A 12,449-nucleotide genomic window follows, 5' to 3' on the forward strand; every position below is an offset into this window, starting at 1 on the left:
ATAGATTCTTAGGCAAAAATGGGCACTGTGTATAAATAACAATACAGAATAAAGCCTGAAAATTTAAAGATAAAGCCACTCAACTACTTGCCAATCGTAATTAAATCGGATTGTTTAATTCGAAATAACTATACTCAATATTAAATTGTTCTGAAATAGCTTTAGCCAGACGTTGTACACCATATTTTTCAGTGGCGTGGTGGCCGCAGGCATAATAATGCACATCCAGTTCCTGAGCATCATAAAAAGTACGCTCACTGACTTCGCCAGAAATATAAGCATCACAGTCTTGTGCCGCCGCTTTATGAATATAATCCTGTGCACCACCAGTACAGAAACCGACTTTTTGAATCAGGCTTTTTTCAGCAGGTAAATGCAGCGCATCATAGCCAAGTCTTTCTGATACATAGGCCTTGAATCCTTCTGGCGTCATGGCCTGCTTTAAATAACCAATATTCCCAATTGGACGGCGCTCACTCGGATCAAGCTGTTCTAGGTTTTCCAGTTCCAGCAGGTCTGCAATCGCAGCATTATTTCCCAGAGTTGGATGGCTGTCTAAAGGCAGATGATAACCGACAAGGGAAATATCATTTTGGATCAGGCTTTTAATTCTTTTACCACGCATCCCAGTAATCGGGTAGGCTTCGCCTTTCCAGAAATAACCATGGTGAACCAGTAACAAATCAGCACCCTGTTTAATCGCAGCTTCGATCGCGGTTTGTGAGGCAGTAACGGCACATAAAATTTTATTGACTTCAGCGCGGCCTTCGATCTGTAAGCCATTCGGTGCATAGTCCTTAAATTCGGAAGATGCCAAAGTCTGATCGCACCAGCGGATAATATCGTTTAAATTCGCCATAAAATTCCTGTCAGTTGATGAACTTGCCAATTCTTATTCATATGTCCAATTGTAACTAAAGCAGCACAAATCTCTGTGGATTTTTTTGTGTTTAGTTATGTATTTGGCATTACAATAGGATACAAATTACTTAGTCATCAACGAATTAAAATATTTTAGAGGATAGCAAAGTGCGCCGCACCTTTACATGGTTACCTTGGGTGTTACTGATTTTAGTCATTATCGGTTTTTTGGGGTGGCAGCAGCTGCAGAAACCTAAATCACCGATTGCGCCGGATGGCGTAAAAATGCCTGCTGAAAAAGTAGAACCGTTGATCGATACTTCGCGTTCTGGAGGCGTTGTCTCCTATAGTGCCGCAGTGAAAGTCGCAGCACCTGCGGTGGTGAATATCTTTACCACACAAAAAGTAAAACAGCAGGCGCATCCTTTACTGACAGATCCTGTATTCCGTGAATTTTTCGGTGATCAGTTACCAGACCAGTTTGGTCAAAGTCCAAATGAAAACAGTTTAGGTTCAGGTGTGATTGTCCGCCCTGATGGTTATATCCTGACCAATAACCACGTGATTGCACAGGCAGACCAGATTGTAGTGGCCTTGCATGATGGACGTCGTGCTGAAGCCAAGGTCGTGGGTACAGACCCGGATACGGATTTGGCTGTAATCAAGATCGAACTTGAACAATTACCAGTTTTGCCATTCAAACTCAGTGGCAATGAAGTCGGTGATGTCGTTCTGGCAATTGGTAACCCGTTCGGTGTCGGTCAAACCGTGACTCAGGGGATTATTTCTGCGACAGGCCGTTCTGATCTGGGCATCAATACCTATGAAGACTTTATTCAGACAGATGCTGCAATTAACCCGGGCAACTCGGGTGGTGCCTTGATTGATGTTGCCGGAAACCTGATCGGGGTCAATACAGCAATCTTCTCGCAAACAGGTGGCTCACTGGGGATTGGTTTTGCGATTCCGGCTAAAATCTGTCAACAGGTAATGAATGCGATCCTGAAAGATGGCCGTGTCGTTCGTGGCTGGCTGGGTATTAGTTTGTTGCCGACAGAACGTAATGATGTACTGCAACCTAAAGAATCAGGTGTAGTGGTCGCTGAAGTGCTGGAAAATGGACCAGCAGCAAAAGCTGGCATCCAGCGTGGTGATAAAATTATCAAAGTGAATAATGAAGTGATTACTTCTGCCTCACATCTGATTAATTTTGTCGCTTTACAGGCACCAAACAGTACCGTTCAGATTGAAGTAGAACGCGCTGGAAAAACCATGACACTGGATGTGGTGATTAGTGAACGTAAAACGCAAAGCAGTTCTTCACAATATATTCCTTTACCAGGTCAGTAATTTTTTCTAAGAAAAATCCCTCCATGTGAGGGATTTTTTATGCACGATTTATTTAATTAGATACAAAACGAAAATATTTTATGTGAATTAAATCATTTAACTTCATTGAATAAAAATCAAAAAGAGTAAAGAAAAATGAGTTTTATGACTGCAGATCAGGCCAAAATTTTATCGAACGTGGCTAATTTAAATATTGAAATGTACAAGCCACGTTTGGCTCAACTGATTGAAGACAATGCCCGACTAGGCAATACCGCTGTGCTAACGGTATTTCCCAAACATTTACCCTTGGAAGAAATTCGGGGTCTTTCGGCAGAGCTGACTGAGCTCGGTTATAACGTACGTTTTGAGGTACAGGAATTTTATTATAGCTTTAATGTCTACTGGCTATAATTTTATTAATTGTTCAAAAATACTTCTATTCAGGCATATATCTTGCTGCATTCAACTCATAGTTAAAATATGAGAGTGATATGTCTTTATCTATTCATCTTGCAGCACAGGCAGATGCACCTTATGTGGTGCTTTCACCCGGACTGGGCGGGCATGCCAGTTTCTGGAATCCTCAAATTAGAGTTTTACAGCAGCATTTTCATGTAGTCACTTATGATCAGGAAGGCTGTCATTCAGATTCTGAACTCTTGCCCATGCCTTATTCGATCGACCATATGGCCTGCCAGATTCTGGATTTATTGATCAATGATGGTATTCGAGAGTTTCATTTTATCGGGCATGCATTGGGCGGACATATCGGCATGCAACTAGCGACCTATCAGGCTGAAAGAAAGTTTAAGCTGCTCAGTCTGACCATGTTAAATGCTTGGGGAGAGCTGGATGCTCATACTCAGAAATGTTTCGAGGCACGAACTTCCTTATTGGTGAATAGCGGGGCAGAGGCTTATGTGAAAGCACAGGCTTTATTTCTTTATCCGCCGTACTGGATCTCAACCCATATTGATCAGTTAACCGAAGCAGAAAATAAGCAGTTATTAGACTTTCCACCGATCCAAAATGTTCTGGCACGCCTACAAGCCGTGCAGGCTTTTAAACTAAACGAAGAGCATCAGCAAGCATTCAAAGGTGTTCCTATACATCTGATTGCCAATCAGGATGATTTTCTGGTGCCTTATCAACGGTCACAGCAATTACAACAATGCTTGCCGCATAGTCATCTCAGTTTGCTTGATACAGGTGCACATGCTTCCACCGTGACCGAGACAGATCAGGTGAATCAACTGATCCTTTCCTTCCTGATTTCCCCTTAGTCTGCAGTTTTTTAAAAAGCCAGACCTCGTGTCTGGTTTTTTATTTTTTCTAATCAATCATTTTGTAGCGTTAGTATGGTTTTTACTTCGAATTGATGCATGAACTGCAAATGCACAAATTGCTACGAGTGCACTTGAATGAAACAGTATGTGCAAAATTGACTCATAGGTAAAAATGAATATTTTACTAAAAATTCAAAAAATAAAATATTAAGTAATTAATAATTATAAATTAAATATAGTTGGCACACGCTTTGCAATGTTTATCTTGTAAATAAAATTCCCGAAGTGGAATCAGAATTTTGAATAAGTGTTAAAAATAATGAGGTGTAAAAATGAAAATAGGTGTCTTCTGTCCAATCGGAAATAATGGCTGGTTACTCTCTGAAAATGCACCGCAGTACATGCCGACTTTTGAGTTAAACAAACAAATCGTACAGCGCGCTGAGCACTATGGTTTCGATTTCGCACTTTCCATGATCAAGCTGCGTGGCTTTGGTGGCAAGACTGAATTTTGGGAACATAACCTGGAAACGTTTACATTGATGGCAGGTCTTGCAGCTGTCACCAGCAAAATTAAAATTTTCGCAACTGCCGCAACTCTGGTAATGCCACCTGCAATTGTCGCGCGGATGGCATCAACCATTGATTCGATTTCAAATGGCCGTTTTGGTCTGAATGTCGTGACCGGCTGGCAGCCACCTGAATATACCCAAATGGGCATGTGGCCAGGTAATGACTATTTTGGCAAACGCTATGAATATCTGTCTGAGTATGTACAGATTCTTCGTGAACTTTGGGCGACTGGTAAATCAGACTTTAAAGGCGAACATTTCCAGATGGAAGATTGCCGTGTGAGCCCACGTCCACAAGCGGATATGAAAATTATCTGTGCAGGTCAGTCTGATGCAGGTTTAGAGTTTTCTGCACAATATGCCGACTACAACTTCGTATTTGGTAAAGGCCTGAATACTCCAACAGCTTATGCAGAAATTAATGACCGCCTAAAAGAAAAAACAGATGTGACTGGCCGTGATGTACAGACTTATGTGCTGTTTATGGTGATTGCTGCTGAAACCGATGAAGAAGCGCAAGCAAAATGGCAGCACTATAACGATGGTGCTGATATGGAAGCGATTAACTGGCTGATGAATCAAGGCGGTAAAGATACGACTTCTGGTACAGATACCAATATCCGTCAAATGGCTTCGAGTGTATCTCCAGTGAATATCAATATGGGTACGCTGGTGGGTTCTTATGAAAATGTGGCACGAATGTTGGATGAAATTGGCGAGATCAAGGGTACCGAAGGTGTGCTACTGACTTTTGATGATTTTATTCAAGGGGTTGAAGATTTCGGTCAGAAAATCCAGCCATTAATGAAATGCCGTGACCATATTGTCATTGAAGATGCAGCATCAGTTCTGGAGAAAAGCGCATGAGTAAATCAGTCGTAACAGCCGGTTTTACTGAAAAACTCGGCACAGGGAAAACCCTTAAAGCTGAACCCGAAGCGATCTGTCTTGCACCAGAGCAAACAGCCTTGATTGTGATTGATATGCAGAATGCTTATACCTCGCAAGGCGGCTATCTGGATCTGGCGGGCTTTGATGTCTCAAAGACCAAGCCAGTAGTGGAAAATATTAAAAAGGCTGTTGATGCTGCACATGCAGCTGGTATTCAGGTGATTTATTTCAAAAATGGCTGGGATGCGGAATATAAGGAAGCGGGCGGTACGGATTCTCCGAATTTCCATAAATCCAATGCCTTAAAAACCATGCGTAAACGTCCTGAATTACAGGGGAAATTGCTGGCTAAAGGCGGTTGGGATTTTGAGCTGATTGATGAGTTAAAGCCACTGCCACAAGACCTGGTGATCGAAAAGCCACGTTATAGCGGTTTCTTTAATACCGCGCTGGACAGCATGTTACGTGTGCGTGGTATTCGTAATCTGGTCTTTGTCGGGATTGCCACCAACGTTTGTGTGGAATCGACGCTACGTGATGGCTTCTTCCTAGAGTATTTCGGTGTCGCACTTGCTGATGCCTGCCATCAGGCAGGTCCAGTCGAAGCGCATGAAGCCAGTCTGTATAACATCAAGACCTTCTTTGGCTGGGTGTCAGATACTGCAAATTTTGTCGAGACCTTTCAAAAAGAAAGTGAGTCACTAAAAGAAACTAAATTAGCTGTAAGTGCATAAAGAATTAAAGATCAGGATTAAGGAAAAAATAGTATGCCTAAAGAAATTATTATTCCAGCAGGAACATCGAAACCATTAGCACCGTATGTACCGGCAACCAAGGCAGACAATATTGTGTATGTATCCGGTACATTGGCTTTTGACGAAAATAATAATGTGGTGCATGTCGGTGATGCCGCAGCACAGACCCGTCATATTCTGGAAACCATCAAGCGTGTGATTGAGGAAGCCGGTGGCAGCATGGATGACGTAACGTTTAACCATGTCTTTGTCAAAGACTGGGCAGATTATGCTGCGATTAATGCAGTTTATGCAGAGTATTTCCCGGGAGATAAGCCGGCACGGTATTGCGTACAGACAGGTTTGGTCAAACCTGATGCGCTGGTCGAAATTGCTTCGATTGCCCATATATAAGCCGATCCACCTGATTCAATCTCATTACTAGATGCCCCAGTGAATATTGACTTGGGGTCGGGAGAACAGCATGAATGCCAAACTATCTAAAATCATCATAGAGACAGTTGCAGAAAATAATGCATTAAATAAGGTTTTGGCGACTAACGCACCAGGTGACATCTTTACCCAGGTCGATCAGCAGATTTTCCGTCAGGGCATGTCCAATCTGGGTGCTGCGGTGAATGTGATTACCACGCAAGGCGATGCAGGAATGGCTGGATTTACGGCTTCGGCCGTATGTAGCGTGACGGATACACCACCAACGTTGCTGGTGTGCCTGAACCGTTCTGCGTCAGTCTATGAAACCTTTAAAAAGAATCAGGTGTTGTGTGTGAATACTCTGGCATCACATCAACAACATCTTTCCAATCTGTTTGGTGGAAAAACACCAATGGCAGAGCGTTTCAGTCAGGGGAACTGGAAAACTTTGGTGACCCAGTCACCTGTACTTGAGGATGCCTTAGTCAGTTTTGACTGCGAGGTGGTCCAATGTTTATCCGTAGGCAGTCATGACGTGCTGTTCTGTGAGGTGAAAGCCATGTGCCAGAGTCAAGGCAATGCGCTGATGTACTTCAACCGTTCTTACTGTGAGCCACACAAAATGTGCTAATTCAATTCAATCCTAATCAAGGAGGGGAAGCCGATGCAAGAAAAAGAAACGTGGTTTCCAAAATTTAAGTCTTACCAAGGCAATCTCGATACCACACCCGTGCAAACAGATGAATATCTGCCTGCTGGAAAAAGTATTATTCTCGGGTTACAGCATGTGTTTGCCATGTTTGGTGCAACCGTGCTGGCACCCTTACTAATGGGGTTTGACCCCAATCTCACGATTTTCATTACTGGGATTGGCACCATTTTATTTTTCCTGATCACGGGCGGCCGATTGCCAAGTTATCTGGGATCCAGCTTTGCCTTTATTGGTGCGGTAGTCGCAGTGACGGGTTATTCTGGGGTTGGAGCGAATCCTAATATCGGACTGGCCCTTGGCGGCACCATTGCTTGCGGTATTGTCTATGCCTTGATTGGGCTGCTGGTGATGAAAACCGGTACCAACTGGATTGAAAAACTGATGCCACCTGTAGTGACAGGCGTGATCGTGATGATCATCGGTTTGAACCTGGCTCCAGTCGCGATTAAAAGCGTTTCAGCGAACCAGTTTGATTCCTGGATGGCATTAATCACCATTATCTGTATCAGTGTGATTGCTGTGTTTACCCGAGGAATGGTACGCCGTCTGCTGCTGTTATTAGGCTTATTATCTTCCTACCTGATTTATTTCCTTTTCACGAATGTGATGGGCTTCGGACCTGCGATTGATTTTACCAAGGTCAGTGAAGCAGCATGGTTTGGTTTGCCAAATTTCCAGAGTCCGGTCTTTGAAATGAATGCCATGCTGATGATAGCACCAGTGGCAATTATCTTGGTTGCAGAAAATCTAGGGCACTTTAAGGCAGTCTCTGCGATGACCGGTAAAAACCTGTCTCCATATATGGGTCGTGGTTTCTTTGCTGATGGGGTGTGTACTTCATTGTCCGCTTCTGTCGGTGGTACAGGTATGACCACTTATGCCGAAAATATCGGTGTCATGGCAGTCACCAAAGTTTATGCAACGACTGTATTTGTCTTTGCTGGTATCTTCGCTATTTTGCTCGGACTTTCACCTAAATTCGGTGCAGTGATCAGTACCATTCCAGTGGCCTTGTTGGGTGGTGCATCGATTGTCGTATTTGGTCTGATTACTGTGGCTGGTGCGAAAATCTGGGTAGATAACCGTGTTGATTTCACCAAGAACAGTACGCTGATTATTGGTGCAGTCTGTCTGATCATGGGCACAGGCAACTATAGCTTGCAGATTGGTGGTTTTGATCTGGGTGGTATTGGTACCGCAACTTTAGCTGCAATTCTATTAAATCTATTCCTGAACCGTGGTGAAGATAAAGAATTGCCAGCATCTGAACCAACTAAAACCGTAACTGAGGTTGAGGCTAAGCCAGTCGCTTAATATGAGGAGTATTTTTTGAGTCATACAATTGCATTTTTAGGACTCGGGGCAATGGGCTGGCATATGGCCTCCCATTTGCCAAAACTCGGACATCAGGTTTGGGTCTGGAACCGGACTGAACAGAAAGCTATAGCGCATGCTGAAACTTTTGCAACACAGGCGGTGAGTATTGAGCAGGCAGTTCAGGCAGATTTTATCTTTTCCTGTTTGCCGACCAGTCAGGATGTGGAAGCATTAATTGCAGCCTATCCACCCAAACAAGGTGCAATCTGGATTGACTGTACCAGTGGGGTGCCAGAATCTGCAGAGAAACTGGCGAAACACTTGGAGCAACAAGGCAGTTTTTATCTGGATGCGCCAGTTTCTGGGCAAACCATTGGAGCGGAACATGGCACTTTAACCGTTATGGTCGGAGGCAATGAACAAGCCTTTGAACAAGCCCGACCGATCATTGATGCCTTTGCCGGCCTGATTGAATATGTGGGAGAAAGTGGTTCTGGCTTTGCGGTAAAGGCTGTAAATAATACTTTAATGGCGACTCATTTATGGGCATTGGCTGAAGGGCTGACTGTACTGAAAGGACAGGGAGTTGATTTAAGCAGTGCACTAAACTGTATTAATCATTCTAGCGGTAAAAGCAGCATGTCGGAAAATATCATGGCGCAGCGTGTACTGAGCCGTGAGTTTCACAAGACCTTTGCGCTGGATTTATTGCAGAAAGATATTGGTATTGCCTTGGAACTGGTGCAGCAACAGCAACTGGATTTAACGGTGATGTCTTTGGTTCAGCAGGAGTTTCAGCAGATTTCCAAGCCACAGGCCAGCCAGCTGGATTTCTCCGCGGCGGTGCAAGGCTTGGAGCAACGTACTCAAATTGAATTAAGAGGATAATCTTTTCAAACAATATTAAAGACAGTGTTAAAGACGTTATAGCTATAGATATATCAGTTTAAAATTTAAAAAGCCGGGAATTTTAATTCCCGGCTTTATTATTGATAAGCCAGTTAAATAGCCTAGGCAGTTCTTAATTCTGCTGATTTGTCTGATATTCCTGAATCACTTCAAGCGCTGCACGGAAGGCTTCCTGAGTAGCAGGGGCACCGCAGTAAGGCAGGCTATGGAGTAGCACTTCCTGAATTTCTTCTACTGTTGCCCCATTATTCAAAGCGCCACGAACATGGCCTTTCAATTCAGTCGGGCTTTTTTGCGCAGTCAGAAAAGCAATGGTAATTAAAGAACGGTATTTACGTGGTAAAACCCCTTCACGTTGCCAGGTCGAACCCCAAGCATGTTCATTAATCCAGTCCTGTAAAGGTTGGGTAAAAGGAACTGTATTGTCTTGAGCGCGCTTTACAAAGCTTGCACCCATCACTTCAGTACGGACTTTCAAGCCATTTTCATAATCTTGTTGTGACATCATTGACCCTCAATTTTATTATGGGTCCTAGCTTAACGTTTTATGCCGTAAATACCATCGTGCAATAGTCGTAAAAAAGTGGCTGAATAGCCACTTGAGATATCCAAAGTGAAGTCAAGAAATAACCTCACTTTGGAAAGCAAGATCCGATTTAGATAAGAGATCTATCAAGGACTGGTTGAATGTGAAGGTGCACTTTGAACTGAAGTATCGGTACCTGTTGCATCTGCTTTTGAAATATGAGGATTTTCCAGCTCCAATACTTCCTGTAAATACAGATCGAAGACATCGGTCAACATACTGTCATAACGACGCGCATTATAGTGCAGTAACTTATTGGCTTCTTCTTCATTAATAAAGCCTTGTTCATGCGCATCAGCCACATGATCAGCAAAACTAAGTCCTTTAAATTGACCTTTGTTTTCGGCTTTCTTAAAGCGATCCCAAAGCTGCTCAATTTCCAGTAACATGGTGAAGGTTGATTCCATGCGGCCATTCACATCATCTTCTGCTGTGCTATAGAAAACATGCTTTTTCAGTACCTTCCGGAAAGCGTTATCTTCCATCATGACATTTGCGACTTCCTGTTTAAGTCGGTCAGATGGCTTCGCGACAGGTCGGCCAAATGGGAAACAGATGAGTTTGACCATGCCAGCAGCAACCCCAACCGGGAAGTTTGCAAACAGGTCATAAAACGCTTCCTGAGCGGTATATAAAGATTTCTCAATTGCCAATTGTGCATGCAGACGTTCAGCTTCAGTTTTTTTGCTATGTTCAAAGAATTTTAGGATTGCCGTCGCAATAAACAAATGAGCATGGATATCAGCCAGACGACCAGAAAGCATTTCCTTGCGTTTAATATCACCGGCAAGTAAACCCAGACACATATCTGCAGTCAGGGCAAAGTTAGCACTGAGCCGGTTAATAATCTTGTAATAAGGACGGGTAAAATCAACCGCACTTTGTGGCGCAGCACTTGAACCCCCGCTAAAAGCATAGGCAAAAGAGCGGGCAGTCCGGTTAAAGGTATAACCCAGATGTTTAAACAACATAGTATCGAATGGATTCAGAGCGGCTTTCGGGTCTTCAGCTTGCAGAAGCTGTAATTCTTCATACAGATAAGGATGGCAACGCATCGAACCTTGACCAAAGATCATTAATGAACGGCTCAGAATATTGGCGCCTTCAACTGTAATCGATACTGGAATGGCCTGATAGTTGAGAGCCAGGAAGTTACGAGGCCCCATCTGAATCGCACGACCACCCACGACATCCATACCATGGTTAACAATTTTACGCATGGTCTCAGTGGCGTAGTATTTGGCAATCGCGGTCATGACTGCCGGTTTACCACCTTGATTCAGACCACAAGTCACTAAATAGCGGAATGCTTCCAGCATATAGGCATCACTGGCAATTTCACTATTGGCTTCCTGAACCCCTTCAAATTTACCCACCGAAATCTTGAATTGCTGACGGATTCGCGAAAACGCGCTGACATTCAGATAAGTCATTTCAGCACTGGAGGTAGACAAAGCCGGTAGGGAGATACCACGACCAACCGCTAGACATTCCATCAGCATACGCCAGCCTTTACCGGCATTTTTCACACCACCAATGATCCAGTCTAAAGGAATAAATACATCCTTACCTTCAACAGTGCCATTCATAAAAGGGGAGCCAGGATTATGTCGTGGACCGACTTTTACCCCTTCATGATTGGCCGGTAGCAAGGCACAAGTAATCCCATAATCTGTTTTATCACCGAGTAAATGATCAGGGTCATACATTTTAAAAGCCAGTCCAACTACAGTGGCTATCGGTGCCAAAGTAATCCAGCGTTTGGAGAAATTCATTCTCAATCCCAAGACTTCCTGACCTTCAAACTGTCCATAACACACGACACCAGTATCTGGAATCGCACCGGCATCTGAACCGGCCTCAGGACTGGTCAGACCAAAACATGGGATTTCTTCACCTTTGGCCAGACCGGGTAAATAACGATCTTTCTGTTCATCAGTACCGTAATGCAGCAGTAGCTCACCCGGCCCGAGAGAGTTAGGCACCATACAGCTCACAGCAGCAGTGAGAGAGCGTGAAGAAATTTTGCTCATCACCCGGCTTTGAGCAAAGGAACTAAAGGCACGACCGCTGTATTCTTTGGGAATAATTAGTCCCAAGAAACCATTATCTTTAATATATTGCCAGATATGTTCAGGCAGCATTTTCTTCTCATGAATTTCCCATTCATCCAGCATGCTACACAGCGTTTCGACTTCGTTATCCAAGAATGCCTGTTCCTCAATGGAAAGTTTTGGATAAGGATAGCTATTAAAGGTTTCCCAGTTCGGTGCACCCATAAAGAGTTCTTTTTCCCACCAGCTGGTACCAGAATCCAAAGCTTCACGTTCTGTCGGGCTAATGCTTGGCATGGCATCCGCTAAAGCCTTATAGGCTGGCCTGGAAATGAAAGATATACGCAAAGGTTCGATCATGACGACCAGACTGATCAGGATCAGGGGAATACCCAGAATCAGTGACCAAGGACTGATAAAGGCACAAACCACTGACATGACAATCAGGGTAATTGCACCAGGGGTACGGGAGAGTTGAAAAAAGAAAATCGCCCATAAACTGGCAATGAGAAGAAGTACGGCGAAAATAAATAGCATTGTTATATTTCTCCAGGGTCATACAATTGTGATGCTGCCGATCTCCCTAAGGTGTCTTCTTAAGACTTGATCAATTTTTTTTACATCGCTTAAGCAACTGGCAAATTCACAATTGTTCTTGTGAGAACGATCGTTATTAAATATTTCAACGATATATTGAAGTGTTTTATCTGTTTTTGAGATTGTTTGAAAAATGCGCAGTCTTCAAGTGAGAACACGCAAA

12 protein-coding genes are annotated in these 12,449 nt (G+C 43.6%); 9 read left to right on the plus strand and 3 right to left on the minus strand.

The window, feature by feature from the left end; translation table 11 throughout:
• Window positions 1-100: 100 nt before the first annotated feature.
• Window positions 101-859: a Nif3-like dinuclear metal center hexameric protein gene (locus AC4MBN_RS04720; RefSeq protein WP_419374426.1), complete on the minus strand. Its 759-nt coding sequence runs from the start codon at window positions 857-859 to the stop codon at window positions 101-103.
• A 170-nt stretch (window positions 860-1,029) separates the two neighbouring features.
• On the opposite strand from AC4MBN_RS04720, the gene AC4MBN_RS04725 reads away from it, so the two are divergent.
• The 9 genes from AC4MBN_RS04725 to AC4MBN_RS04765 all read left to right on the plus strand — a co-directional run bounded on the left by AC4MBN_RS04725 (window position 1,030) and on the right by AC4MBN_RS04765 (window position 9,028).
• Complete coding sequence (locus AC4MBN_RS04725; RefSeq protein ID WP_004782756.1) at window positions 1,030-2,211, plus strand: S1C family serine protease; 1,182 nt, start codon at window positions 1,030-1,032, stop codon at window positions 2,209-2,211.
• A 135-nt stretch (window positions 2,212-2,346) separates the two neighbouring features.
• A complete protein-coding gene (locus AC4MBN_RS04730; protein WP_004782755.1) occupies window positions 2,347-2,604 on the plus strand; it encodes a hypothetical protein in 258 nt (85 codons plus the stop codon).
• Window positions 2,605-2,684: 80 nt separating this feature from the next.
• Window positions 2,685-3,476, plus strand: a complete 792-nt coding sequence (gene rutD, locus AC4MBN_RS04735) for a pyrimidine utilization protein D (protein ID WP_491880753.1) — start codon at window positions 2,685-2,687, stop codon at window positions 3,474-3,476.
• A 335-nt stretch (window positions 3,477-3,811) separates the two neighbouring features.
• Window positions 3,812-4,918, plus strand: coding sequence for a pyrimidine utilization protein A (gene rutA, locus AC4MBN_RS04740; RefSeq protein WP_334134664.1), 1,107 nt, complete (start codon window positions 3,812-3,814; stop codon window positions 4,916-4,918).
• Window positions 4,915-5,676: a pyrimidine utilization protein B gene (gene rutB, locus AC4MBN_RS04745; RefSeq protein ID WP_166137121.1), complete on the plus strand. Its 762-nt coding sequence runs from the start codon at window positions 4,915-4,917 to the stop codon at window positions 5,674-5,676. The genes rutA and rutB overlap by 4 nt, the downstream gene beginning before the upstream one ends.
• Before the next feature lie 33 nt (window positions 5,677-5,709).
• Window positions 5,710-6,090 (plus strand): pyrimidine utilization protein C, encoded by a 381-nt coding sequence (gene rutC, locus AC4MBN_RS04750; protein WP_179992236.1) that lies wholly within the window; start codon window positions 5,710-5,712, stop codon window positions 6,088-6,090.
• A gap of 136 nt (window positions 6,091-6,226) precedes the next feature.
• Window positions 6,227-6,742, plus strand: a complete 516-nt coding sequence (gene rutF, locus AC4MBN_RS04755; protein ID WP_419374462.1) for an NADH-dependent FMN reductase RutF — start codon at window positions 6,227-6,229, stop codon at window positions 6,740-6,742.
• 33 nt (window positions 6,743-6,775) lie between these two features.
• The gene (rutG, locus tag AC4MBN_RS04760; RefSeq protein WP_491880754.1) at window positions 6,776-8,137 is read left to right on the plus strand and encodes a pyrimidine utilization transport protein G; all 1,362 of its coding nucleotides are present in this window, start codon (window positions 6,776-6,778) and stop codon (window positions 8,135-8,137) included.
• A gap of 51 nt (window positions 8,138-8,188) precedes the next feature.
• A complete protein-coding gene (locus AC4MBN_RS04765; RefSeq protein WP_491880941.1) occupies window positions 8,189-9,028 on the plus strand; it encodes an NAD(P)-dependent oxidoreductase in 840 nt (279 codons plus the stop codon).
• Between the two features lie 133 nt (window positions 9,029-9,161).
• Here AC4MBN_RS04765 and AC4MBN_RS04770 read toward each other — a convergent pair whose 3' ends face one another.
• On the minus strand, window positions 9,162-9,554 hold the full coding sequence (locus AC4MBN_RS04770; RefSeq protein WP_166137136.1) for a carboxymuconolactone decarboxylase family protein: 393 nt from the start codon (window positions 9,552-9,554) through the stop codon (window positions 9,162-9,164).
• Window positions 9,555-9,721: 167 nt separating this feature from the next.
• Window positions 9,722-12,226 (minus strand): acyl-CoA dehydrogenase, encoded by a 2,505-nt coding sequence (locus AC4MBN_RS04775; protein ID WP_491880755.1) that lies wholly within the window; start codon window positions 12,224-12,226, stop codon window positions 9,722-9,724.
• Window positions 12,227-12,449 lie beyond the last annotated feature (223 nt).

The organism is Acinetobacter sp. CAU_H_60 (genome assembly GCF_058599385.1).

What these genes read in the sequence shown, in the direction of transcription:
- rutB (WP_166137121.1), top strand. Translation starts at nt 4,915, where the DNA reads ATGAGTAAATCAGTCGTAACAGCCGGTTTTACTGAAAAACTCGGCACA.
- AC4MBN_RS04775 (WP_491880755.1), bottom strand. Translation starts at nt 12,226, where the DNA reads ATGCTATTTATTTTCGCCGTACTTCTTCTCATTGCCAGTTTATGGGCG.
- rutG (WP_491880754.1), top strand. Translation starts at nt 6,776, where the DNA reads ATGCAAGAAAAAGAAACGTGGTTTCCAAAATTTAAGTCTTACCAAGGC.
- AC4MBN_RS04770 (WP_166137136.1), bottom strand. Translation starts at nt 9,554, where the DNA reads ATGTCACAACAAGATTATGAAAATGGCTTGAAAGTCCGTACTGAAGTG.
- rutA (WP_334134664.1), top strand. Translation starts at nt 3,812, where the DNA reads ATGAAAATAGGTGTCTTCTGTCCAATCGGAAATAATGGCTGGTTACTC.
- AC4MBN_RS04730 (WP_004782755.1), top strand. Translation starts at nt 2,347, where the DNA reads ATGAGTTTTATGACTGCAGATCAGGCCAAAATTTTATCGAACGTGGCT.
- AC4MBN_RS04720 (WP_419374426.1), bottom strand. Translation starts at nt 859, where the DNA reads ATGGCGAATTTAAACGATATTATCCGCTGGTGCGATCAGACTTTGGCA.
- rutD (WP_491880753.1), top strand. Translation starts at nt 2,685, where the DNA reads ATGTCTTTATCTATTCATCTTGCAGCACAGGCAGATGCACCTTATGTG.
- rutC (WP_179992236.1), top strand. Translation starts at nt 5,710, where the DNA reads ATGCCTAAAGAAATTATTATTCCAGCAGGAACATCGAAACCATTAGCA.
- AC4MBN_RS04765 (WP_491880941.1), top strand. Translation starts at nt 8,189, where the DNA reads ATGGGCTGGCATATGGCCTCCCATTTGCCAAAACTCGGACATCAGGTT.